General features: G+C 73.5%; 21 protein-coding genes. 10 read left to right on the top strand and 11 right to left on the bottom strand.

Annotation, left to right across the window (positions count from 1 at the left end; genetic code table 11):
* Positions 1 to 61: 61 nt before the first annotated feature.
* A complete protein-coding gene (locus ACGFMM_RS10065; RefSeq protein ID WP_393644975.1) occupies positions 62 to 1369 on the top strand; it encodes a M18 family aminopeptidase in 1308 nt (435 codons plus the stop codon).
* A 46-nt stretch (positions 1370 to 1415) separates the two neighbouring features.
* Here the strand turns inward: ACGFMM_RS10065 and ACGFMM_RS10060 are convergent, their stop codons facing one another.
* A complete protein-coding gene (locus ACGFMM_RS10060) occupies positions 1416 to 3233 on the bottom strand; it encodes a thioredoxin-like domain-containing protein (RefSeq protein ID WP_393644973.1) in 1818 nt (605 codons plus the stop codon).
* A 150-nt stretch (positions 3234 to 3383) separates the two neighbouring features.
* Here ACGFMM_RS10060 and ACGFMM_RS10055 point away from each other — a divergent pair, with 150 nt between their 5' ends.
* Genes ACGFMM_RS10055 through ACGFMM_RS10045 form a run of 3 tightly spaced genes read left to right on the top strand, consistent with a single transcriptional unit; the run spans position 3384 to position 5471 of the window.
* A complete protein-coding gene (locus ACGFMM_RS10055; protein ID WP_393644971.1) occupies positions 3384 to 4823 on the top strand; it encodes a hypothetical protein in 1440 nt (479 codons plus the stop codon).
* Between the two features lie 22 nt (positions 4824 to 4845).
* Positions 4846 to 4983 (top strand): hypothetical protein, encoded by a 138-nt coding sequence (locus ACGFMM_RS10050; RefSeq protein WP_393644969.1) that lies wholly within the window; start codon positions 4846 to 4848, stop codon positions 4981 to 4983.
* Positions 4980 to 5471, top strand: coding sequence for an LURP-one-related/scramblase family protein (locus ACGFMM_RS10045; RefSeq protein WP_393644968.1), 492 nt, complete (start codon positions 4980 to 4982; stop codon positions 5469 to 5471). Before ACGFMM_RS10050 ends, ACGFMM_RS10045 begins: the two co-directional genes overlap by 4 nt.
* A gap of 41 nt (positions 5472 to 5512) precedes the next feature.
* On the opposite strand, the gene ACGFMM_RS10040 is transcribed toward ACGFMM_RS10045, so the two are convergent.
* Positions 5513 to 6730: a trans-sulfuration enzyme family protein gene (locus ACGFMM_RS10040; protein WP_393644966.1), complete on the bottom strand. Its 1218-nt coding sequence runs from the start codon at positions 6728 to 6730 to the stop codon at positions 5513 to 5515.
* 64 nt (positions 6731 to 6794) lie between these two features.
* Here ACGFMM_RS10040 and ACGFMM_RS10035 point away from each other — a divergent pair, with 64 nt between their 5' ends.
* Positions 6795 to 8309, top strand: a complete 1515-nt coding sequence (locus tag ACGFMM_RS10035; RefSeq protein WP_393644964.1) for a PLP-dependent aminotransferase family protein — start codon at positions 6795 to 6797, stop codon at positions 8307 to 8309.
* A gap of 44 nt (positions 8310 to 8353) precedes the next feature.
* On the opposite strand, the gene ACGFMM_RS10030 is transcribed toward ACGFMM_RS10035, so the two are convergent.
* Together ACGFMM_RS10030 and ACGFMM_RS10025 are read right to left on the bottom strand one after the other, a co-directional pair.
* The gene (locus tag ACGFMM_RS10030; RefSeq protein ID WP_393644963.1) at positions 8354 to 9049 is read right to left on the bottom strand and encodes a hypothetical protein; all 696 of its coding nucleotides are present in this window, start codon (positions 9047 to 9049) and stop codon (positions 8354 to 8356) included.
* Positions 9050 to 9293: 244 nt separating this feature from the next.
* Entirely contained in the window at positions 9294 to 10373 is a 1080-nt protein-coding gene (locus ACGFMM_RS10025) for a hypothetical protein (protein ID WP_393644961.1), read from the bottom strand.
* Between the two features lie 156 nt (positions 10374 to 10529).
* Here ACGFMM_RS10025 and ACGFMM_RS10020 point away from each other — a divergent pair, with 156 nt between their 5' ends.
* Complete coding sequence (locus ACGFMM_RS10020; RefSeq protein WP_393644960.1) at positions 10530 to 11570, top strand: C40 family peptidase; 1041 nt, start codon at positions 10530 to 10532, stop codon at positions 11568 to 11570.
* 29 nt (positions 11571 to 11599) lie between these two features.
* Here ACGFMM_RS10020 and ACGFMM_RS10015 read toward each other — a convergent pair whose 3' ends face one another.
* Positions 11600 to 12391 carry a carbon-nitrogen family hydrolase gene (locus ACGFMM_RS10015; protein WP_393644958.1) on the bottom strand — a complete coding sequence of 264 codons (792 nt, stop codon included), beginning with the start codon at positions 12389 to 12391 and terminating at the stop codon, positions 11600 to 11602.
* A 156-nt stretch (positions 12392 to 12547) separates the two neighbouring features.
* On the opposite strand from ACGFMM_RS10015, the gene ACGFMM_RS10010 reads away from it, so the two are divergent.
* Positions 12548 to 13372 carry a maleylpyruvate isomerase family mycothiol-dependent enzyme gene (locus ACGFMM_RS10010; RefSeq protein ID WP_393644957.1) on the top strand — a complete coding sequence of 275 codons (825 nt, stop codon included), beginning with the start codon at positions 12548 to 12550 and terminating at the stop codon, positions 13370 to 13372.
* A 31-nt stretch (positions 13373 to 13403) separates the two neighbouring features.
* Here ACGFMM_RS10010 and ACGFMM_RS10005 read toward each other — a convergent pair whose 3' ends face one another.
* The 5 genes from ACGFMM_RS10005 to pdhA all read right to left on the bottom strand — a co-directional run bounded on the left by ACGFMM_RS10005 (position 13404) and on the right by pdhA (position 19071).
* Complete coding sequence (locus tag ACGFMM_RS10005) at positions 13404 to 14705, bottom strand: nitrate/nitrite transporter (RefSeq protein WP_393644955.1); 1302 nt, start codon at positions 14703 to 14705, stop codon at positions 13404 to 13406.
* Positions 14702 to 15364 (bottom strand): GntR family transcriptional regulator, encoded by a 663-nt coding sequence (locus ACGFMM_RS10000; RefSeq protein WP_393644953.1) that lies wholly within the window; start codon positions 15362 to 15364, stop codon positions 14702 to 14704. Before ACGFMM_RS10000 ends, ACGFMM_RS10005 begins: the two co-directional genes overlap by 4 nt.
* Before the next feature lie 137 nt (positions 15365 to 15501).
* Positions 15502 to 16881: a dihydrolipoamide acetyltransferase family protein gene (locus ACGFMM_RS09995; protein ID WP_393645505.1), complete on the bottom strand. Its 1380-nt coding sequence runs from the start codon at positions 16879 to 16881 to the stop codon at positions 15502 to 15504.
* A 31-nt stretch (positions 16882 to 16912) separates the two neighbouring features.
* Positions 16913 to 17893 carry an alpha-ketoacid dehydrogenase subunit beta gene (locus ACGFMM_RS09990; protein WP_393644951.1) on the bottom strand — a complete coding sequence of 327 codons (981 nt, stop codon included), beginning with the start codon at positions 17891 to 17893 and terminating at the stop codon, positions 16913 to 16915.
* A 2-nt stretch (positions 17894 to 17895) separates the two neighbouring features.
* The gene (gene pdhA / locus ACGFMM_RS09985; RefSeq protein WP_393644950.1) at positions 17896 to 19071 is read right to left on the bottom strand and encodes a pyruvate dehydrogenase (acetyl-transferring) E1 component subunit alpha; all 1176 of its coding nucleotides are present in this window, start codon (positions 19069 to 19071) and stop codon (positions 17896 to 17898) included.
* 315 nt (positions 19072 to 19386) lie between these two features.
* Here pdhA and ACGFMM_RS09980 point away from each other — a divergent pair, with 315 nt between their 5' ends.
* The 3 genes from ACGFMM_RS09980 (at position 19387) to ACGFMM_RS09970 (ending at position 21679) form a co-directional block, all read left to right on the top strand.
* On the top strand, positions 19387 to 20046 hold the full coding sequence (locus ACGFMM_RS09980) for a response regulator (RefSeq protein ID WP_393644948.1): 660 nt from the start codon (positions 19387 to 19389) through the stop codon (positions 20044 to 20046).
* 87 nt (positions 20047 to 20133) lie between these two features.
* The gene (locus tag ACGFMM_RS09975) at positions 20134 to 20652 is read left to right on the top strand and encodes a pyridoxamine 5'-phosphate oxidase family protein (protein ID WP_393644946.1); all 519 of its coding nucleotides are present in this window, start codon (positions 20134 to 20136) and stop codon (positions 20650 to 20652) included.
* A 10-nt stretch (positions 20653 to 20662) separates the two neighbouring features.
* The gene (locus ACGFMM_RS09970) at positions 20663 to 21679 is read left to right on the top strand and encodes a phosphotransferase (protein ID WP_393644944.1); all 1017 of its coding nucleotides are present in this window, start codon (positions 20663 to 20665) and stop codon (positions 21677 to 21679) included.
* 55 nt (positions 21680 to 21734) lie between these two features.
* Here ACGFMM_RS09970 and ACGFMM_RS09965 read toward each other — a convergent pair whose 3' ends face one another.
* Entirely contained in the window at positions 21735 to 23336 is a 1602-nt protein-coding gene (locus ACGFMM_RS09965; RefSeq protein WP_393644942.1) for a protein kinase, read from the bottom strand.
* Positions 23337 to 23460 lie beyond the last annotated feature (124 nt).

The raw sequence follows: 23460 nt of genomic DNA, 5'->3' as shown, positions 1-23460 counted from the left end.
ATGACGAGGTACGAACTCTCCGCCCCCGTCCGCATATCGAGACCTGCGTAAGGTGAAGGCCATGAGTAGCGCACCCTCCAGCCCGGCGACCGCCCCCTTCGACCGCGGCCACACCGATGACCTCATGACCTTCCTCGCGGCGTCCCCGTCGCCGTACCACGCCGTGGCCAACGCCGCCGAGCGGCTGGAGAAGGCCGGCTTCCGCCAGGTCGAGGAGACCGCCGCCTGGGACGGTACGACGGGCGGGAAGTACGTGATCCGCGGCGGCGCGATCATCGCCTGGTACGTGCCCGAGGGCGCCTCCCCGCACACCCCCTTCCGGATCGTCGGCGCGCACACCGACTCCCCCAACCTGCGCGTCAAGCCGCAGCCGGACATGGGCCGGGAGGGCTGGCGGCAGGTCGCCGTCGAGATCTACGGCGGACCGCTGCTCAACAGCTGGCTCGACCGCGACCTCGGCCTGGCCGGCCGGCTGACCCTGCGCGACGGCTCGCACCGCCTGGTGAACATCGACCGTCCGCTGCTGCGCGTCCCCCAGCTCGCCATCCACCTGGACCGGCAGGTCAACGAGGGCATGAAGCTGGAACGCCAGCGCCACATGCAGCCGATCTGGGGCCTCGGCGACGTCCACGACGGCGACCTGCTCGACTTCGTCGCCGGGGAAGCCGGCGCCGACGCCGACGACATCGCCGGCTGGGACCTCATGGTGACCGCGATCGAGGCCCCCGCCTACCTCGGCCGCGACCGCGAACTGCTCGCCGGCCCGCGCATGGACAACCTCATCTCCGTGCACGCCTGCGTCGCCGCGCTCACCGCGGCCGCCGCACAGAAGGACCTGCCGTACATCCCGGTCCTCGCCGCCTTCGACCACGAGGAGAACGGCTCCGAGGCCGACACCGGCGCCCAGGGCCCGCTCCTCGGCAACGTGCTGGAACGTTCGGTCTACGCCCGCGGCGGCGGCTACGAGGACAAGGCCCGCGCCTTCGCCGGCTCCGTCTGCCTCTCCTCCGACGTCGGCCACGCCGTCCACCCCAACTACAGCGAACGGCACGACCCGACGCACCACCCGCGCCCCAACGGCGGCCCGATCCTCAAGGTCAACGTCAACCAGCGGTACGCCACCGACGGCAGCGGCCGTGCCGTGTTCGCCGCGGCCTGCGAGAAGGCCGGCGTGCCGTGGCAGTCCTTCGTCTCCAACAACGACATGCCCTGCGGCACGACGATCGGCCCCATCACCGCCGCCCGCCACGGCATCAGCACCGTCGACATCGGCGTCGCCTGCCTGTCCATGCACAGCGCCCGCGAACTGTGCGGCTCGGACGACCCGTACCTGCTCGCGAACGCGCTCGTGGCCTTCCTGGAGGGCTAGGGCCTGTCCGACCCTGATCCGCCGGACAGGCCCCGGCAGCCGGCGGCTAGCCGTCCATCCCCGCGAGGATCAGCGGCAGGCGGGACACCCCCTGGGGCGTCACCTTCACCGGGACGCCCCAGTCCTGCTGGTGGACGTGGCAGGCCGGGTACTCGATGTCGGGGGCGTCGTCGCAGGAGGCGGCCATCGCGGACACGTGCAGCACGCCCTCGGCGACCTCCGGGTTCAGCTCCAGCTCGCGGAACAGGTCGGTCGCGGCACCCTCGCCGGACAGCAGCAGCTCGGGCGGGGTGGAGGAGACCAGGAGCCGGGTGGACGGCCCGTACCGCTCGTCCAGCTTCTGGCCCGTGGGCGCCTGGAACACCACGTCGAGCCGGAGCCGGCCGGGGGCGACCTCGGTGGCCTCGCGCTGGGTGCGGTGCGCGACCGACTCGACCTGCACGGCCTCCTCGGGCAGCCGCAGCCGGGTGAGCCGGTGCCGGGCGGACTCGACGACGACGATGTCCTCGCCGACCTGCACCGCGTCGCTGGGCTCGCGCAGATCCGTGGCGAGCGTGGTGACGTCGCCGGTGGCCGGGTCGTAGCGGCGCAGGGCGTGGTTGTACGTGTCGGAGACCGCGACCGAGCCGTCGGGCAGCGCGGTCACGCCGAGCGGGTGCTGGAACAGGGCCTGGGCGGCGTCGCCGTCACGGTGCCCGAAGTCGAACAGGCCGGTGCCGACGGCGGTGCGGACGGCGTACCCGTCCCCGTCCTTCTCCACCCAGCGCAGCGCGCTGGTCTCGGAGTCGGCGACCCACAGCCGGTCCTCGGCGGCGGCGAGCCCGGAGGGCTGCGCGAACCAGGCCTCGGCCGCGGGCCCGTCGACGAGCCCCTCGTTGGTGGTCCCGGCGGCGACGGCGACGGTCTTGGTCTCGGGGTCGTACGTCCACAGCTGGTGCACACCGGCCATCGCGATCCACACCTTGCCCTGCCACCAGGCCACGTCCCACGGCGACGACAGGTCCACGTCGAGCGCGGGCCCGGCGGTCGGCGACCCCTGCCACCACTGCGAGCCGGTCCCGGCGATCCGCTCGACGGCCCCGGTGGCGAGGTCGAGGCGCTGCAGCGCGTGGTTCACGGTGTCGGCGACGACGACGGACCCGTCCGGCAGCAGCGCGAGCCCCTGCGGCTCACGGAACTCGCCGTCCCCGATCCGCCGTACGACGCTCTCGCCGTCGGCGGCCAGCTCCACGAGCTGGTGCCGGGTCGTGTCGGAGACCAGCACGTTCCCGGACGGCAGCAGCACGGCCTTCCCCGGGAACCGCAGATCCGTCGCCACCGGCTCCGGCGGCACGTACGGCCCGTCCCCGCGCCGCAGCGTCCCCTTGGCCTCGTGCTCGGCCTCCAGCTCCTCCACGAGCGTCCGGATCGCGTTGGCATGCCCCTCACCGGCGTGCTGCGCGACGACATACCCCTCCGGGTCGATCACCACGAGCGTCGGCCAGGCCCGCACGGCGTACTGCTTCCACGTCGCCAGCTCCGGGTCGTCCAGGACCGGGTGCTTCACCTCGTACCGCTCGACGGCGTCCACCACCGCCTGATGCTCCGCCTCATGCACGAACTTCGGCGAGTGCACCCCCACGATCACGACCGTGTCCCGATGCTTCTCCTCCAGCTCCCGCAGCTCGTCGAGGACATGCAGGCAGTTGATGCAGCAAAACGTCCAAAAATCGAGAATCGCAATCTTTCCGCGCAGGTCGGCGAGGGTGAGCTGCTCGCCGCCGGTGTTCAGCCAGCCGCCCTTGCCGATCAGCTCGGGGGCACGGACACGGGCACGGCGGGACGGCTTGGGCGCGGGGGTGGGCGCCGGGGCGGAGTCGTTCATGGTTCAAGGGTGCCGTACGGGACGGGGGTGGGCCCCGGGAGGGTGAAACAGGGGGTCGGGCGGCGGGGTGGGGCGTGTCTTGACGGTGGCGGGCGCCGGGGGGCTGGTGAGCATGGCGGGACGATCATCGGATCAACGGCGAGAGGTGCCATGAACGGTCGACGCGTGGCGGGGCCGCTGCTGGCGGGCCTGTTGCTGGGAGTGCTGCCGGTCGCGGGGGCGGGCGGGGACGCCGTGGCCGGTGGGGTGGGGGACGGGGCGCTGCGGCTGAGCGTCACCGTCAACGGGCGCGCCGGGGCGCCGGCCGTGCGGGTGGGCGGGGCCGTGGTCAAGCGGTACCGGCTGGTCAACCGGGGCGAAGCCCATCTGTACGGGGTCCGGGTCCTCGACCCCTCGGCCGGTGCTCCCGTCGTCTGTCCTACGCGGACGCTCGCCGCGCTGGCCGCCGTCGAGTGCCTGTCGCGGTTCACCGCGCGGGCCGGGCGGTCCACCGGGACCGCGACCGCCACCGGCGACGTGCCGTCGCTGCGTCGGCGGCTCACCGCCACCGCCCGGTCGGGGTACGTGGGCGTGGGCGGGGCGCTCACGCTCGCCGCGACGGTACGGACCATCCCGCCGCGCTCGCTGCCCTCGGCCGTCGTCGGGTACACGGTCACCAACCGCGGCAACCGGCCCGTGCACGGCGTCCGGCTCACCGACCGGGCGCTGCGGCCGGCGCGCATCGACTGCGCGGGGCGGGCGGGCGTCGTGCCCGTACTGCCGCCGGGGCGGTCCGTGCGGTGCACGGCGAGTGTCCGCCGGCCGCCGGGCGTCCACCGGAGCACCGGCGAGGCGACCGGCAGCGACCGCGTCACCACGGTCGGGACCGGCGGCGGGCGGGTCGCGCCGCCACTGCTCGTGGCCCGGGCGGCGGCGCGGTTCACGCTGACGGGGGCTGCGGCGACGTCGGCGGCCATGTCTTCTGCGCGGCCGAGGCCTAGGCCGGTACCGAGGCAGGAGCCGGTGCCGGTGCCGGTGCCGGTGCCGGTACCGAGGCCCGTGCCCACGCCGACGCTGCGGCCTCGACCGGCCGCGTCCGCGGCTGTGCCGGGGCCGACGAGTGTGTCGCGTGCGCCGGTGGCTTCGGCCACCGTGAGCGGGGCGGCTGTGCCGTCGGCGGGTGCGGGGGCCGACGCCGGTGTGCCGGCTGCGCCGCTGCTCGTCGCGCCCGCGCCCGCTCCGGCCGCCGGGCCTCTGGCCGCGCCAGGTGCGGCGGATGCGGCGGGGGCAGCCACCGGTGCTGCCGCGGGGGCTGCCGGGGCCGGTGCTGCCGCCGGGGCCGCCGGAGCCGTACCTCCCGCCGCCGTACCACCCCGAGCCGCGCCCCCCGCCGCCGTACCGCCCGCCTCCCGGCTGCAAGCGCAGCCGCAGCCTCAAGTCCAGCCGCCCGCCCGAACCGCCGCCGCCGCCAACGACGACGAAGGCGGGCTGTTGGGCCGGATTCGTCGCCGGTCCTCCGAAATCGCCGACATGGGCGTCGCCCTGACGCTTCTTCTGATCCTGATCCCCGGCGCCGTCGCCGCCGCCCTGCTGGGCTCGCGCCGCCCCTGACCCCGCCCCGGAGCCGGAGCCCATGCCTCACCTGTTCCTGTTCGGCAGTTTCATCGCCTTCACCGTGCTGCTCGTCCACCAGCTCGACTCGCCCTTCGGGGGCATGCTCAGCGCCTCCGCCGACCCCTTCACCCGCTACTTCGCGTTGGGACGGTCATGAAATACCTCGTACGGGACAAGATTTTCGCGATCGGCGACGACTACTGGATCGAGGACGAGCAGGGCCGGCACGCCTTCCTCGTCGACGGCAAGGCGCTGCGACTGCGCGACACCCTGGAGATCAAGGATCCCTCCGGGCGGGTGCTGATCGTGCTGCGGCAGAAGATGTTCAGTCTGCGCGACACGATGACGATCGAGCGGGACGACAGGGAGCTGGCCACCGTCCGTCGCAAACGGCTGTCGCTGCTGCGCAACCACTACCGGATCAGGCTCGTGGACGGTACCGAACTGGACGTCAGCGGCCGCATCCTGGATCGGGAGTTCACCGTCGAGTACGACGGCGAACTCCTCGCCCACATCTCGCGTCAGTGGTTCCGGGTCCGCGACACCTACGCGGTGAACGTCGTCCGGGACGACGCCGACCCGGCGCTGATGATCGCGGTCGCGGTCTGCGTGATCCGCATGTCGGAACGGGAACGCGAGGACTGACCCACCGTCACCCCTCCGTCATCCCGAGGGTCACTCCACCGTCACCCCTTCGCCGCGCGCTCCAGCGCCTGCTCCAGGTCCGCCCACAGGTCCTCGACGTGCTCGACGCCGACCGAGAGACGCACCGTCCCCGGCCCGATGCCCGCCCGCTCCAGCGCGGCGGCGTCGAGCTGGCGGTGCGAGGTGGAGGCCGGGTGCATGATCAGGGTCTTCACGTCGCCGAGCGAGACGCTCAGACTGGCCACCCGGACCGCCTCCATCAGCGTCCGCCCGGCCTCCCGGCCGCCCGCGAGGTCGAAGGAGATCACCCCGCCGCCGCCCGCCGGCAGCAGCCGGGCGGCGATGGCGTGGTCCGGGTGGCTCGGCAGCGACGGGTGGCGCACGGCCGCCACGGCATGGTGGTCCTCCAGGCGTCGCGCCAGCTCGGCGGCGTTGGCGCAGTGCCGTTCCATGCGCAGCGGCAGCGTCTGCATCCCGCGCAGGGTGAGCCAGGCGGCGAACGGGTCGGTGATCGCGCCCTGTTCGACGCGGGCGTGGCGGACCCGGTGGTACAGCTCCTCGTCCTTGAAGACGGCGACGCCGCCGAGGACGTCGGCGTGCCCGGCGAGGTACTTGGTCGCCGAGTGGACGACGACGTCCGCGCCCAGTGTGAGCGGGCGGCAGAGCAGCGGGGAGGCGAAGGTGTTGTCGACGGCGGTCGGCACCCCGGCCTCGGCGGCGACGGCGGCGAGCGCGGCCAGGTCGCTGACGCGGGCCGTCGGGTTGGCGATGGTCTCCAGGTACAGCAGCCGGGTCTCGGGGCGCAGGGCGGCGCGCACCTCGTCAGGGTCGGTGCCGGAGACGTACGTGACGTCGACGCCCCAGCGCTCGGCGAGGTCGGTGAGCAGGGCGTAGGTGCCGCCGTACACGCAGGTCTGGGCGACGATGTGCGCGCCGGAGCCGAGCAGGGTGAGCAGGACGCCGCTGATCGCGCCCATGCCGGAGGCGTACGAGAGGGCGGCAGCCCCGCCCTCCAGCCGGGCGACGGCCTGCTCCAGGGCGTGGACGGTGGGGTTGCCGACCCGGCTGTAGAGATAGGTGTCGGTGCGTTCGAAGCCCTCGGCGAGGGCGTCGGCGCTGTCGAACGCGAAGACGTGGCCCTGGTGGAGCGGGACGCCGAGCGGGCGGCTGCCGGTGATCTCGGGGACGGGCGGGTGGACGGCGAAGGTCTCGGGCCGGAGGGAAGTCGGGGTCGTGGTCTCGTCGCTCTGGTCGCTCATGGGTCCAGTGAACGGTTCAATTCCGTTGCCCCACAGAGCCAATCACCGGCAGATTGGTCTGCCGATGGAGCCAATACGGAGCACGACGACAGAGGCGGCTGAGGCCACGACGGACGCCCTGGTGGCCCGGCTCGGCCGGTGGTCGGCCGGGCGGGGGCCGCTGTACCTGCTGCTCGCCGCGCGCCTGCGCCGGCTGATCGACGAGGGGCTGCTGCCGCCGGGCGCGCCGCTGCCGCCGGACCGACGGTTCGCCGCCGCGCTGTCGGTGGGGCGGGCGACGGTCGTCGCGGCGTACGAGACGCTGCGTCAGGAGGGGCTGGTGGTACGCCGGCAGGGCAGCGGGACGCGGGTGGCTCCCGCGGCGGCGCTGCTGCCCGGGCCGCGGGTGCGGGAGACGTCGAACCCGCTGTTCCTGAACCTGCTCGAACCGTCCGACGGGGTGATCCTGCTGAGCTGCGCGGCCCCGCTCGCGCCGCCGCCGGAGCTGACTGAGGCGTACCACTCGCTGGTGCTGCCGCAGAACGACCTGGGCTACCACCCGGCCGGCCTGCCGGCGCTGCGGGCGGCGCTGGCGGAGCGGTACGCGCTGCGGGGCGTGCCGACGGAACCCGGGCAGATCCTGGTCACCACGGGCGGCCAGCAGGCGCTCTCGCTGCTGACCCGGCTGCTGCTCGCGCCCGGCGACGGGGTGCTGGTGGAGGCGCCGACGTACCCGGGGGCGCTCGACCTGTTCCGGGAGGCGGCCGCGGTGCCGCATCCGGTGGCGGTGGGGCCGGACGGGGTGGACGTGGCGGAGGCGGTGCGGGTGATGGAGCGTCACCGTCCCGCCCTCGCCTACGTCGTCTCCCGCTTCCACAACCCGACCGGCGCGGTGCTGCCGCCGCTGGCCGGGCGCCGCCTCGTCGAGGCGGCGAACGCGCTCGGGGTGCCGCTGATCGACGACGAGGCGCGCGCGGATCTGGGTTTCGAGGATGTGGGTTTCGAGGACCTGGGTTTCGAGGACCCGGGTTTCGAACCGGGTGCGGCACAGAAGCCGTGGACGACGCTGTGCGCCTACGGCGACGTCCTTTCCGCCGGATCGCTGAGCAAACCCGTCTGGGGCGGGCTGCGGATCGGCTGGATCCGCGGCCCGGCCCCGACGGTCGCGCGGCTCGCCCGACTGAAGGCCGTCCACGACCTCGGCTCGGACCTGCCGGGGCAGCTGGCCGCGGTCCGGCTGCTGGGCGGGTACGAGACGGTGCTGCGGAACAGGGTGCGCTCGATGCGCGCCGGCCACACGCACCTGGTCGCCGAACTCGCCCGGCGGCTCCCCTCCTGGACCCCCGCCCCGACGGCCGGCGGGCAGACCCTGTGGGTCCGCCTCCCGCACGGCGACGGCCTCGCCTTCGCGCAGGTCGCCCTGCGGCACGGGGTGGCGGTCCTGCCGGGCTCCACGACGGACGCCCTGGGCGGCAGCGTCCGCTGCCTCCGCCTGCACTTCCTGCTGCCGCCGGAGGTACTGACGGAGGCGGTCGGCCGGCTGGCCGCGGCCTGGCGGGAGTACGCGCCCGAGGCGACGGCGGCGTCGCTCGCCGCCTAGGCGCGCCGTACGCCGTACGCCGCTCGGGCGCGCCGCTCCTCAGGTCAGCGGCGGCTGCCCTTCGGGATCTTGGTGGCCTTGAACGCCTTCATCCAGGGCTTGTCGGCGGTCCCGGAGCCCTTCAGTCGCCACTGCGGCTTGTTGTACGACATGCAGACGAGGGAGTCGCCGTACCACTCGCGGAAGCCGATCTCCTCGTAGGCGTCGAAGCTGTACCGCTTGTAGATCATGCCCGCCTGGACGCGGTACTGGGCGCGCTCCTTCAGGTTCATCTCGGTCCGGTCGACCGCGGTCTGCGTCCGGTTGACCTCGAAGCCGAGGCCGACGCTGAGCACCTTGTCGGTCATGCCGAAGGTGGCGCTGACCTTGCTGGAGTACTCCAGCTTGTACTCGAAGACCTTCTTGCCCGGGCCGGTCATGCTGGTCATGGCGTCGGGGTTCTCGGGCCAGTCGTAGACCGTCCGCAGGAACGTCCGGTTCCGCGGCTCCACAAGCCCGGTACGGCACTCCAGCCCCCGTCCCTTGGCCTTCCCGGCCTTCTTGGACTTCTTGGCCTTCCCGGACTTCCCGGCCTTCGTGGCCTCCTGGGCGGAGCCGGCCTGGGCGATGGTGTCGGTGGACCGGGCGGGGGCGTCGGTGTCGAGGAGGTGCGTGCCGGCGGTGACGCCTCCCGTGAGGACGCCGGTGGCGACGGCGACCACGGCGAGCGTGCGGATCCTTCGCGAACGTGCGACGTGCATGGTGAAGCTCCTTCAGCAGTCGGAGAGTCTGAGCCCGCTGCGCGGGGCCTGTGCACCGGCCATGGCGGAGGGGCGGCCCGGCAGCACGCGGCGACGGCTGCGACGAAGGCGGCCGGGCGGCGGTGCGGGGCGGTGAAACAAGCGTTGCCCGGCCGGATGGGGCCGGGCAACGCTTGAGGCCGGGCGGGACAGTCCGGGGGTGTCCGCGCAGGTCAGACCTGGTGTCCGAACGGTGGAGCGGGCGTCACACGCACTCGTTGGTGGCGTCCCAGCACGTCTCTTCGGGGAACGGGTCGCCGCCGCCGGTCGGGGGCGGCGTGTACGTCGAGGTCGGCGGCTCGTACGGAGGCGGCGGCTCGTCCGGGTCGGGCGTCGGCGTCCACGGGGTCGTCCGCCCCGGCCCGGGCCCGGGCCTCTTCGGCGGCGGCGTCGTCTTCTGCTTCGACGGACGCGCGGAGGGCGGGGCCTCGGGAGTGGCGCCGGGGGCGGGCCTGTTCACGGCGGACCGGGTGGCGGGCCCGGGCGTCACGGCCGGCTCCGACACGGGAGCGTTCACCCGTGGGGACTTGTCCCGCGGCTCACCGGAGGGAGTCTCGCCCCCACGCAGCACGCCGGTGACCGAGGCCGCCAGCACCACCATCACGACGGCGGCGCCGACCACCACCCCGGGCCGCCGAACGCTCCGTACGACGCGCCGCTTTCGGGAGGGGGCGGGGCGGGCGGGCACGCGGACGGGATACGGGGCCGACGCCTCGGGACCGGCGGTCGCCGGTCCGGGAGGGGCGGAAGGTGGTCCGGCATCCGTCGCCGTGGGCACCAGTTCGGCGGTCACGTGCGAGAAACCCGCGCCCGCCTGCGCGGGGTCCGCATCCGTTGCAGGAGGCTGTGCTGAAGGCTGTTCGGAAGGCTGTTCAGAAGGCTGTTCGGGGAGCGGTAATCGCTCGCCGCCCGGGGGCGTCTCAGGCGCGGGGGGCTCGGGTGGCGCGGAGGTGCTCTGCTCGAGTCGCACCGCGAGACGGCGGCGGACGTTCACCCAGACGTCGACCGTGGCCGCGTCGCCTCCGCAGGCGCGGACGAAGGCGGCCAGGAGTTCCTCCCTCGGCAGCTCCCGTCTGCTCAGCGCGCCGGACAGCGTGGCGCGCGGCAGGACGTCGCCCGCCGCCGTCGCGCGGCGCTCCAGTTCGCGGTAGCTCAGGTCCGCCCACTGGCGTAACTGGCGCATGACCGCCACGAGTTGCTCGGGCTCTTCGACACCGCTCGGCTGCGGCATCCCCCCGTCCAGTCCCACTCCGTCCTCCTCGCTCGTCCGGGCTGAGTCGTCCACCCCGCGGAGCTTAGGCGGGTCCGCCCGTCCACGGGTGTCCGAGGAGGCAGGACGGTTCCGGACTGTCCCGGCCGGGCGGGGATCTTGCCGGACATCCGGGCCTCGCGAAGCCTCGTTCACCTGGGCCGCCCGGCCCCCGACCCGAGGAGTTCCGCCATGCCCCAGGTGATCGTGCGCACCGCCGCCGCGCGGACGCGGCCGACCCCCACCTCCCTGCCGTCCGCGCCGGCGCACCGGACCGCCGCCGGGGCGCCGCCGCGGGTCGTCTCGACGGCGTCGAGGCCGGCCGACGCCCCCCGCCGGGCCCCGGCGCCGATACCGTCCCCGCCGTCCCCGCCCCGCGCCCGGCGGCGGCACGGGGCGCCGGCGCGGTGGAGCGCGGCCGCGCCGGCGGCGCGGCTGCTGTCGCCGGAGGCGGCGTCGGTCGCGACGGCGGCGCTGCGCGTCGCGGGCGTCACGCTGCTGGGCGTCCTGGCGGTGCTGTTCGGCGTCGTCCTGGCGCAGCGGGCGCTCCCCGACGCCGCGCCGGCCGACCGCCCCGGCACCGTCCTCCAGCTGCCGCACCCGAAACCCGCCGACGGGCCCCGCGCCGATCCACCGCCCGCTGCCCGACCGAAGCCGGCGACGCCGGCCAAGCCCGCGACGCCGCCGCGCCCCGCGCCCGTACAGACGGTCCTGCTGCGTCCCGGGGACACGCTGTGGTCCCTGGCGCAGCGTCACCACACCACCGTGGCCGCGCTGCAGAAGGCGAACGGCCTGGGCGCCGCGACCACGATCTACGCGGGCGAGCGCCTGCGCCTGACGGCGGCGGCGCGGCAGCAGCCGCCCGCGACGACGCCCGGCACGGGCAGGGCCGACCGGGCCGTGACGTTCGCCCGCGCCCAGGTCGGCAAGCCGTACGTCTGGGGCGGGACGGGGCCGGCCGGGTACGACTGCTCGGGACTGGTCCAACAGGCGTGGCGGGCCGCCGGGGTGAGCGTCTCGCGCACCACGTACACCCAGCTCCGCGACGGCGTGCGCACGACCCGCGCCCGCCTCGTCCCCGGCGACCTCGTGATCACGAACCGCGGTCACCACGTGCTGCTGTACGCCGGGGACGGCACGGTGATCGAGGCGCCCCGGCCCGGGGCCAAGGTCCGCACCGCGCCGCTGCCGCCGCACGCGCAGGTGGTCGCCTACCGGCACATCGCGCGGTGAGGCTCAGTCCGCGAGGCCGCGCGGGAGGGTCACGAGCGCGGCGCCGCCAGGCCCAGTACGCGGTCCTTCAGGGCAGGGAACTGCTCGCGCGTCGTCGTCACCTTCGCCGGGTCCAGCTCGACGCGGAGGATCTCCTCGCCCGGGCCCGCCTCGGCAAGGACCTCGCCCCAGGGGTCGACGACGATCGAGTGGCCGGCCTGTTCGACGCCGGCGTGGGCGCCCGCGGTGCCGCAGGCGAGGACGTACGCCTGGTTCTCCACCGCCCGCGCCTGCGCGAGCAGCGTCCAGTGCGCGCGCCGCCGCGCCGGCCAGCCGGCGGGCACGACCAGCGCCTGCGCGCCGGCGTCGACGAGGCCGCGGAACAGTTCGGGGAAGCGGAGGTCGTAGCAGGTGGCGACGCCGAGCGTCAGCCCGGGCACGGGCACGGTCACGAGCTCCTCGCCGGCCGCCATCATCACGGCCTCGCCCTTGTCGAAGCCGAAGCGGTGGATCTTGCGGTACGTGCGGACGCGCGCGCCGTCGGGGGCGTACACGAGCGAGGTGTTGTACAGGGCGTCGCCTGCCGCCTCCACGATCGAGCCCGCGTGCAGCCAGACGCCCGCGTCCCGCGCCGCCGCCGACATCGCCCGGTGCGTGGGGCCGTCCAGCGGCTCCGCCTCGGCCGCGAAGGACTCGTACGCGAACGCGCCCACGGGCCACAGCTCGGGCAGGACGACGAGATCCGCGTCCCGTTCCGCCCGTACCAGTTCCGCCGTGCGCTCCCGGCGTGCCGTGACCGTTTCGTCCGGGTCTACTGCGATCTGGATCAGCGAGGCGTGCACACTACCACCGTCCTGGCATTCGAGCCGTCAACACGGGCCTACGATCGTCACACGAAAGCACTGCCGGGGTGCCTTCGGGCAGCGTAACTTAGCGTCCGAACCTCCCACGCCGACTTGTTTTCAGCCCGCGCACCAGCAGAACCGCCGAGGGGTCCCGTGACCGTCCATCCCAGCCTTCAGACCTACGTAGACGCCTGGACCCACTCCATCGAAGCGATATCCGAGCTGGTGCAGCCGCTCGTGGAAGGCGAATGGAACCGGGCGACGCCCTGCCCCGGCTGGTCGGTGCGCGACATGGTCTCGCACGTCATCGGCATGGAGTGCGAGATGCTCGGCGACCCGCGCCCCATCCACAGCCTGCCGCGCGACCTGTACCACGTGCGCAGCGAGTTCGCGCGCTACATGGAGATGCAGGTCGATGTGCGCCGGCACCACACCGCGCCGGAGATGACCTCCGAGCTGGAGTACGTGCTGATCCGCCGCGCCCGTCAGCTGCGCAACGAGAGCCGGCAGCCGGACCACAAGGTCCGCGCCCCGCTCGGCGCGGAGCAGACGCTGGAGCTGGCGTACCGGATGCGCGCCTTCGACGTGTGGGTGCACGAGCAGGACCTGCGGATCACGCTCAACCAGCCGGGCAACCTGGACTCGCCGGGCGCGCTGGTGGTCCGGGACATCCTGCTGGAGGCGCTGCCGAAGGTGGTCGCCAAGGACGCGGGCGCGCCGGCGCACTCGGCGGTCGTCTTCGACGTGAGCGGCCCGGTGGAGTTCCTACGGACGGTACGCGTGGACGCGGACGGCCGCGGCACGGTGGACGGCGCGCCGTCGCTGGGTCCGGCGGCGACGCTGGCGCTGGACTGGGAGACGTACGTGCGGCTGGCCTGCGGCCGGATCCGGCCGGCGGCGGTCGTGGACCGGGTCAAGGTCGAGGGCGACGCGGAGCTGGCGCAGGCGATCCTGGACAACTTCGCGGTCACCCCCTGACGGCGGGGCGGCGACCGCCCCGCCGCCGGCGTCACACCGGGACGTGCACCGCCTCGACCCGGCTGGCGACGAGGCGTTCGCGCTCCCGCCGGACGGTGCGGGCGCGCAGCCGCAGGATCTGGGCGATGCCCAGGGCCTGCAGCACGAAGACGGACGAGAACGCGATCCGGTAGTCGTCGCCGGTCGCGTCGAGCAGCACGCCCACTGCGAGCAGCGTCGTCATCGAGGCGGTGAAACCGCCCATGTTGACGATCCCGGAGGCGGTGCCCTGACGCTCGGGCGGGTTGGCCGGCCGGGCGAAGTCGAAGCCGATCATCGACGCGGGCCCGCACGCCCCCAGGACCACGCACAGCGTGACGAGCAGCCACAGCGGAGCGCGGTCGCCGGGGTACAGCAGCGTGGCGCCCCACAGCAGGGCCGTGGCGGCGACGGTGCCGAGCGCGAGCGGGGCACGGGCGGCGTGGTGCCGGGCGATGATCTGCCCGTACGCGAGCCCCACGACCATGTTGGACAGCACCACGAGGGTCAGCAGTTCGCCCGCGGCGCCGCGCGAGAGCCCCTGGTCCTCGACGAGGAACGGCAGCCCCCACAGCAGCAGGAACACCATCGCGGGGAACTGGGTGGTGAAGTGCACCCACATGCCGAGCCGGGTGCCGGGCTCGCGCCACGACTCGGCGATCTGGCGGCGGACGAAAGCGGCGCCCGCATGCACGGACGGCGCCGGCTCGTACCCCTCGGGATGGTCCTTCAGGAAGACCAGGAGCAGTACGAGGACGACGAGGCCGGCCAGGGCGCTGCCGGCGAACGTGGTGGTCCAGCCGAGGCCGTGCAGCAGCCGGGAGATCACGATGGTGGAGACGAGGTTGCCGGCCATCCCGAAGAGCGCGGCGACCTGGGCGATCAGCGGGCCGCGGCGGGCGGGGAACCAGCGGGAGCCGAGCCGCAGCACGCTGATGAAGGTCATCGCGTCGCCGCAGCCGAGCAGCGCCCGGGCGGCGAGCGCCGTGCCGTACGAGGGGGCGAGCGCGAAGCCCAGCTGGCCGGCGGTGAACAGGATCACGCCGAGGGTCAGGACCTTCCGGGCGCCGAGCCGGTCGACCATGAGGCCGACGGGTATCTGCATGCCGGCGTAGACCAGCAGCTGCAGGATCGAGAACGTGGACAGGGCGGAGGCGTTGACGTCGAAGCGCTCGGCGGCGTCGAGCCCGGCGACGCCCAGCGAGGTGCGGAAGATGACGGCGACGAAGTACACGGAGACGCCGACACCCCAGACGAGGGCGGCGCGCCGGCCGCCGGGCGGATCTCCTGGGAGGGCGACGGACGAGCCGCTCACCTGTCCTCACCCCGCACCAGCAGCTTGACCCAGCTGAGGTGCTGCCGGACGCAGTGGGCGGCGCCCTCCGCGTCCCCGGCCTCGATCCGCTCCAGGATCTCGGCGTGCTCGGTGATGTTCTTGGCGATGCGGTCCGGGTGGGACTGCATCACGGCCACGCCCATCCGCAGCTGACGGTCCCGCAGCTGGTCGTAGAGGCGGGCGAGGATCTGGTTGCCGGCGTGCTTCACGATCTCGGCGTGGAAGCACCGGTCCGTGGCGGCCACCTCGGCGAGGTCGCCGGCCTCGGCGCGCTGCGTCTGCTCCGCCAGGAGCTCCCTCAGCCGGGCGATCAGCGCGGGCGGGGCGGGGACGGCGCGGCGGACCGCGAACTCCTCGACGAGCAGCCGGGTCTCGACGACGTCGGCGATCTCCTGTGCGGAGACCGCGAGCACGAGGGCGCCCTTCTTGGGGTAGAGCTTGAGCAGCCCCTCCATCTCCAGCTTGAGCAGCGCCTCGCGCACGGGGGTCCGCGAGACCCCCACGGCCTGCGCCAGCTCCCCCTCGGTGAGCAGCGTCCCGCCCTCGTAACGGCGTTCGAGGACCGCTTGTTTGACATGCATGTAGACCCGGTCGGCGGCTGGTGGCTGCCTGACGGGGCTGAGGGGCGCTGATGGCATGCGCACAGCATAGATACAAGCGGTGTTCAACAAACAGGCCCGTCCGCATCGCGGACGGGCCTGTTTCACGTGAAACGTGGCGACTCGGGCATCACGCCCAGGTCATGTCGGGCATCACGCCAAGGTCACCCCGGGCATCACGTCCAGGTCATCAGGCGCTTCGGCTGCTCCAGTACCGCGGCGATGTCGGCCAGGAACTTGGAGCCGAGCGCGCCGTCGATCAGGCGGTGGTCGAACGACAGCGCCAGCGTCGTGACGTGACGCGGCTTCACCTTGCCGTTGTGGACCCAGGGCTGGAGCCTGATCGCGCCGACCGCGAGGATCGCGGACTCGCCCGGGTTGATGATCGGCGTACCGGTGTCGACGCCGAAGACGCCGACGTTGGTGATGGTGAAGGTGCCGCCCTGCATCGCCGCCGGCGTCGTCTTGCCCTCGCGGGCGGTGCCGACCAGCTCGCTCAGCGAGCCCGACAGCTCCGCCAGGGTCTGGGCGTGCGCGTCCTTGATGTTCGGCACGATCAGGCCCCGGGGGGTGGCCGCGGCGATGCCCAGGTTCACGTAGTGCTTGAGCACGATCTCCTGGTTCGCCTCGTCCCAGGCCGCGTTGATCTCCGGGTTGCGCTTGAGCGCGACCAGGACGGCCTTGGCGACGAGCAGCAGCGGGTTCACCCGCAGGCCGGCCATGTCCGGGTCGGCCTTGAGCTCGTCGACCAGCTTCATCGTGCGCGTGATGTCGAAGGTGATGAACTCGGTGACGTGCGGCGCGGTGAAGGCCGAGCCGACCATCGCCGCCGCCGTCGCCTTGCGCACGCCCTTGATCGGGACCCGGGTCTCCCGAGCACCCGGCTCGACGACCGGAGCGGCGGCCACGGGGGCCGGCGCCGGGGCCGCGGTCTCCACCACGGGGGCGGCGGGGGCGGCCGGGGCCGGAGCCGCGGCCTTGTGCACGTCCTCGCGGGTGATGATGCCGTCGGGACCGGTCGGGACGACCGTGGTCAGGTCGACGCCGAGGTCCTTCGCCAGCTTGCGCACCGGCGGCTTGGCCAGCGGCCGGTCGAGGACGGCCGTGTCGGCGCCGCCCCCGCCGTGCCCGTTCAGCTCGCCCTGGACCGCCGCAGCGGCCTGCGCGGGCACACCCGCCGTGCCCTTGCGGGCGCGGCGCTTGGTCGACGAGGCGGCGACGCCGTAGCCGACGAGGACCGGCTGGCGGCCCTCCGCCGCAGGCGCGGGCTCCGCCGCCGGGGCGGCGGCCGGGGCGGCCGCGGCGGCCGGCTCGGGAGCCTCGGCGGGCGCGGCGCCGCCGACGTTCACCGAGATGATGACCTCGCCGACGTCGACCGTCGTGCCCTCGGCGAAGCGCAGCTCGTGCACGGTGCCGTCGAACGGGATCGGCAGCTCGACGGCCGCCTTCGCGGTCTCGACCTCGCAGACGACCTGGCCGTCGGTGACCGTGTCACCGGGCTGGACGTACCACTTGAGGATCTCGGCCTCGGTGAGGCCCTCGCCCACGTCGGGCATCTTGAATTCGCGGATGGTCACGTGGCTCTCCTCAGTACGCCAGCGAGCGGTCGACGGCGTCGAGCACGCGGTCCAGGCCCGGCAGGTACTCCTCCTCCAGGCGCGCCGGCGGGTACGGCGCGTGGTAGCCGCCGACCCGCAGGACCGGGGCCTCCAGGTGGTAGAAGCAGCGCTCGGTGATCCGGGCGGCGATCTCCGCGCCGGAGCCGAAGAAGACCGGGGCCTCATGGACCACGACCAGCCGGCGGGTCTTCTCCACCGAGCTCTGGATCGTGTCGAAGTCGAGCGGGGAGATCGAACGCAGGTCCACGACCTCGATCGACCGGCCCTCCTCGGCGGCGGCCGCGGCGGCCTCCAGGCAGGTCTTCACCATCGGGCCGTAGGCGACCAGGGTGAGGTCCGTGCCCTCGCGGGCGACCCGGGCCTTGTGCAGCTCGCCGGGGAAGGCGTCGGTGTCGACCTCGCCCTTGTCCCAGTAGCGGCGCTTCGGCTCGAAGAAGATGACCGGGTCGTCGCTCTGGATGGCCTGCTGGAGCATCCAGTAGGCGTCGGAGGCGTTCGCCGGGGTGACGACCTTGAGGCCCGCGACGTGCGCGAAGAGCGCCTCGGGGGACTCGGAGTGGTGCTCGACCGCGCCGATGCCGCCGCCGTACGGGATGCGGATGACGACCGGCATCTTCACGGTGCCGAGCGAGCGGGCCCGCATCTTCGCCAGCTGGGTGACGATCTGGTCGTACGCCGGGAAGACGAAGCCGTCGAACTGGATCTCCACGACCGGCCGGTAACCGCGCAGTGCGAGACCGATCGCGGTGCCGACGATGCCGGACTCGGCGAGCGGGGTGTCGACGACCCGGTCCTCGCCGAAGTCCTTCTGCAGACCGTCGGTGATCCGGAAGACGCCGCCGAGCTTGCCGACGTCCAGGCCCATGATGACGACCTTGGGGTCGGTCTCCAGGGCCTTGCGCAGCGACTCGTTGAGCGCCTTGGCGAGGGAAAGGTTCTGAACAGCCATGATTACTCGGCCTCTCCGTTCGCGAAGGACGCCTGGTAGGCCGCGAACTCCGCGCGCTCCTCGTCGACGAGCGCGTGCCCGTCGGCGTACGTGTTGTCGAAGATCGCCATGTGCTCGGGCACGGGCATGGCGCGGACGACCTCGCGGACCTGCTTGCCGAGCGCCTCGCTCTCGGCCTCCAGCTCCTCGAAGTACGCCGCGTCGGCGTGCCCCTCGCGCTCCAGGTACGCCTTCAGACGCAGGATCGGGTCCTTGGCCTCCCACGCCTCGCGCTCCGCGTCACGGCGGTACCGGGTCGGGTCGTCGGAGGTGGTGTGGGCGGCCATGCGGTACGTGAACGCCTCCACCAGCGTGGGGCCCTCGCCGCGGCGGGCGCGCTCCAGGGCCGAGCGGGTGACCGCGAGGCAGGCCAGCACGTCGTTGCCGTCGACGCGGACGCCGGGGAAGCCGAAGCCGCGGGCGCGCTGGTACAGCGGGACGCGGGTCTGCTTCTCGGTGGGCTCCGAGATCGCCCACTGGTTGTTCTGGCAGAAGAACACGACCGGGGCGTTGTAGACCGCGGAGAACACGAACGACTCGTTGACGTCGCCCTGGCTGGAGGCGCCGTCGCCGAAGTACGCGAGCACGGCGGAGTCCGCGCCGTCCTTGGCGATGCCCATGGCGTAGCCGGTGGCGTGCAGGGTCTGCGAACCGAGCACGATCGTGTACAGGTGGAAGTTGTTGGTGCTGGGGTCCCAGCCGCCGTTGTTCACGCCGCGGAACATGCCCAGCAGGTTCGTCGGGTCGACCCCGCGGCACCAGGCGACGCCGTGCTCGCGGTAGGTCGGGAAGACGTAGTCGTCGTCGCGCAGCGCACGGCCGGAGCCGATCTGCGCGGCCTCCTGGCCCAGCAGCGAGGCCCACAGGCCCAGCTCGCCCTGCCGCTGCAGGGCCGTCGCCTCGGAGTCGAAGCGGCGGGTGAGGACCATGTCCCGGTAGAGCCCGCGCAGCTCGTCGGCGCTCAGGTCGATGTCGTACTCGGGGTGCTGGATGCGCTCCCCTTCGGGCGTCAGCAGCTGAATGAGCTCGGGCTCCGTGTTCTCCGAAGCCTGCGCCTTCTTCGCGCTCGCGCTGGTGGTGCGCTTGGTGCCGCTGCTGCGTCGCGTCGTCTTGCGCGCGGCAGTGCTTTCCACGGTCACGTGCGTGCTCCTCCGTCGGTCCGGCCCCCGGGTTCGCCGGGCAAGGCCAGTGCGGCTCCGCCTTGTCCGTGCCCTCGCACGGGGTGGGTGCGACGCGGCCGGGTCGGGCGTGACAGGTGCCCCGGCGAGCGCCCTGTCATAGGCACGTTACCCAGAGTCCCGCATTACTGCGAAACCCCATTTGACCTGCGATTTTGCTTGGATTTCCAAGTAAATCGAGAAACCACTGGTAACAGCCTTGCAGGCCGCCGGAACACCGGCACGTTATCCCGCGCACCCCGGGCGCGGGAAGAGCCAATATGTGAGACTGGCCCCGTGCGCGAAGAAGGAAAAATCACGGTATTCCTGCTGGACGACCACGAAGTCGTCCGGCGCGGCGTCCGTGAGCTGCTCTCCGTGGAGCCCGACATCGAGGTGGTCGGCGAGGCCGGCACGGCCGAGGACGCGCTGGTCAGGATCCCCGCGACACGCCCCGACGTGGCCGTGCTCGACGTGCGGCTGCCGGACGGCAGCGGCGTGGAGGTCTGCCGCGAGGTCCGCTCCCGGGACGAGTCCGTCAAGTGCCTGATGCTCACCTCGTACGCCGACGACGAGGCCCTCTTCGACGCGATCATGGCCGGTGCCTCCGGTTATGTCCTCAAGGCCATCCGGGGCAGCGAGCTGCTCACCGCGGTGCGCGAGGTGGCCGCCGGCAAGTCGCTGCTCGACCCGGTGGCGACCGCCCGGGTCCTGGAGCGGCTGCGGGACGGCGGCGCCCGCAAGGGCGACGACAAGCTGGCCGGCCTGACCGACCAGGAGCGGCGGATCCTGGACCTGATCGGCGAGGGGCTGACCAACCGGGCCATCGGCGAGCGGCTGCATCTCGCCGAGAAGACCATCAAGAACTATGTCTCCAGCCTGCTGTCCAAGCTGGGGATGGAGCGCCGCTCCCAGGCCGCCGCGTTCGTGGCCCGGCTGCAGGCCGAGCGGGGCTGAGGCTCCCCGGTTCGGGACCTACGTCCCGGCCCAACCGGGGCGAGCGCCCCTTCTGCGGCCCGCCGGGGCGGCGGGAAAGTGGGATCCATGTCCCCCGAGCCCTCCGACGCCCGGCCCCGCCGGCCGTCCCCGCGGCCGTCCCACCAGTCGTCCCCCCGGCCGGGACCGTCGTCCGACGCGCGCCGCGCGATCGAACTGCTGACCAGCGTGGCGTACGGCCGGGTCGCGACCAGCATGCGCGCGCTGCCCTTCGTCGCCCCCGCCCGGCACGTCGTGGACGACGGCCGGCTCGTGCTCCGGCTGCACCGCTGCCTCGGCTACCACGAGGCCTGCGACGGCAGCGTCGTCGCGTACGAGGCGGACAACCTCGGCTCCGGCGCGCAGGACGTCTGGTCGGTGCAGTTCACCGGGACCGCCGCGCTCGTCGAGCCCACCCGGGCCCAGCTCGCGGCCTTCGGACCGCCGCCGGCGGCGGCCGACGGGGCGCCCGTGGAAGCGGTCTATCTGAGCGTCGAGCCCCAGTTCGCGACCGTGCATCTGCTGGACGAGCCCCCGGTGCAGGGGCCCGTCCGGAGAGCGACGGAACCACCACTCCGGGTGATCTAACATCTGACGGGTGCCGCGCTCATCTGCAACACTGGCTCCGCCCGTCGGCGTACTCCTGCGCCGCTACACGGACGCCGGCGAACCGCTCTCCTGCGTCCCCGTCACCCAGGGCCTGCTCAACCGCGGCTACCGGCTCGCCACCACACGCGGCTCGTACTTCCTCAAGCAGCACCTCGACGCCCCCACCGCCGATCGCGACACCATCACCCGCCAGCACCGGGCCACCCAACGGCTGCACGACCTCGGCCTGCCCGTCGCCCCGCCGCTCGCCGACTCCGCCGGCCGCACCGTCGCCGTCATCGGCGGCCGCTGCTACGCCCTGCACCCCTGGATCGAGGGCCGGCACCGCGACGGCGCCCAGCTCACCACCGCCGGCTCACGCCGCCTCGGCGCCCTGCTCGGCCACGTCCACACCTGCCTGGACCAGGTGATGGAGGCCCCGCCGCCGGGCGGCGCGTACGAGAGCGCCGACCCCGAGCGCACCGTCGAGGTCATCGACGAGCTGCTCCGGCTGGCCCGCGCCCACCGCCCGCGCGACCGGGTCGACCACCTCGCCGAGCACCGGCTCACCGAGCGCCGCGCCCTGCTCGCCGAGCACGCCCACCGCCGGCCCCCGCCGGCCGCGGCGGGCGGCTGGGTGCACGGCGACTTCCATCCGCTGAACCTGCTCTACCGGGGCGCGGAACCGGCCGCGATCGTCGACTGGGACCGGCTCGGCGTCCAGCCGCGGGCCGAGGAGGCCGTCCGGGCCGCCGCGATCTTCTTCGTACGCCCGGCGGGCCAGCTGGCGCTGGCGAAGGTGCGGGCGTACGCGCGGGCGTACCGGCGGGCCGCCGGGGCGGACGCGGCCGAACTCGCCGCGGCGGTGCACCGGGTGTGGTGGGAGCGGCTCAACGACTTCTGGATACTGCGCTGGCGCTACCAGCTGCACGACCGAAGGGCCGACCCGCAGTTTCCCGCGGTGTCGGCCCTGGCGGTGTGGTGGACGAAGGAGTACGAGGCGGTCCGCGACGCCTTCACCGGCTGACGCGACGCCTTCGCCGGCTGACGGAACGCCTTCACTTTCGCCGGCTGACGAAGGCTCAGCCCGTCGCGCCGGTGGGCTCGCCGGGTCCGCCCGGCTGGCCCGTGTTGCCCGCCGTCGAACCGGAGTTGGCGCCGCCGTCGGCCGCGCCGTCGGTCGGCTCCGTGGGCTCCGTCGGCTCGTCGGTGGGCTCGCCCGTACCGCCCTGGTCGGCGCCCTCGGTGGTGCCCGGCTCGTCGGTGGCGGACGGCTCGCCGCTCGGCGACTGCGTGAAGCTGGGCTTCGGCGGCGGCACGTACGTCGGCGAGTTCCAGTTGCCCTGGTCGCCGCCCGTGGAGGTGTCCGGCTCGTCCGTGTCGTCGGACTGCTCGTCCGACGGCGACGGCGTGCTCTGCGGCGTGGACGGGGCGGTGGAGGCCGGCGGGTTGTCGGTCGTGCTGCCGCCCTTGTCGTTGGCCTTGTCGATCGCGTACACCACGCCGGCCACGATCGCGATCAGCGCGAGCGCGACGAACAGCAGCACCTTGCCGCGCCCGCCGCCGTTCCGCCCGCCGTGCGCGCCGTAGCCGCCGGTGTCGTAGCCGCCGACGCCGCCGTCGTCCGGGTTCCGCGGCGGCAGGAGCGTGCCCGGCGGGGTGTCGCCGTGCACCGGGTGGCCGTACGCGGCCGTGGCGGCCGTGCCGCCGCTCGGGGTGCGCGGGCCCTCGTGGACCGCGACCGGGCCGGTGTTCCACCCGCCCGTGTGCCCGCCCTGCTGCTGGAGCATCTGCAGGGCGTACTGGATGAGCCCGCGCATCTCCTCGGCGCTCTGGAACCGGTCGTCCGGGTCCTTCGCGAGCGAGCGCATGACCAGACCGTCGAGCTCCGGCGGCGCGTCGCCGGCGACCTCGGACGGCGGGATCGGCGCGTCCTGCACATGCTGGTAGACCACCGAGAGCGGCGTCTCGCCGGTGAACGGGGGCCGCAGCGCGAGGAGTTCGTAGAGCAGACAGCCCGTGGCGTACAGGTCGGAGCGGTGGTCCACGGCCTTGCCGAGCGCCTGCTCCGGGGAGAGGTACTGGGGCGTGCCCATGACCATGCCGGTCTGCGTCATCGTCGTGGACGCGCCGTGCAGGGCACGGGCGATGCCGAAGTCCATGACCTTCACGGCGCCGTTGTCGGTGATGATGACGTTCGCCGGCTTGATGTCGCGGTGCACGATGCCGTGCTGGTGCGAGTACGCCAGCGCCTCCAGGACGCCGGAGACGATGATGAGCGCCTGCTCGGGGCCGGGGGCCTCGGCGCTGATCAGCAGGTCGCGGATGGTGCGGCCCTCGACCAGCTCCATCACGATGTACGGCACGGACTGGGCGCCGACCACGTCCTCGCCGGAGTCGTACACGGCGACGATCGCATGGTGGTTGAGGCCCGCGACGGACTGCGCCTCGCGCGTGAACCGGGCCTTGGACACCGGGTCTTCGGCGAGGTCGGCGCGGAGCAGCTTGACGGCGACGGTGCGGCCGAGCCGCACGTCCTCCGCGGCGAACACCTCGGCCATGCCGCCGCGGCCGAGACGGTGCGTCAGCCGGTAACGGCCGTCACCGACCAGACCGCCGACGCCCCATGACTCCGCGGCAGCGTCCGACACTCCGTTGCCGCCAGCTTCGGGTTCGGGTGCCATCAGTCCTCGCCGTCGTGTGTTGCCGTGTGCCGCCGTGACGTTCTCTGTCCCGTCACGCTACAGGCTTCCTCGGACACCTCGGTCCGAGATGGACCGGCCATCCAACCGCTTCCGCGTACACCGA

The sequence above is a fragment of the Streptomyces sp. NPDC048604 genome (assembly GCF_043199435.1).
Taxonomy (GTDB): Bacteria; Actinomycetota; Actinomycetes; order Streptomycetales; family Streptomycetaceae; genus Streptomyces.
This window is presented reverse-complemented; position numbering and strand designations above follow the sequence as displayed.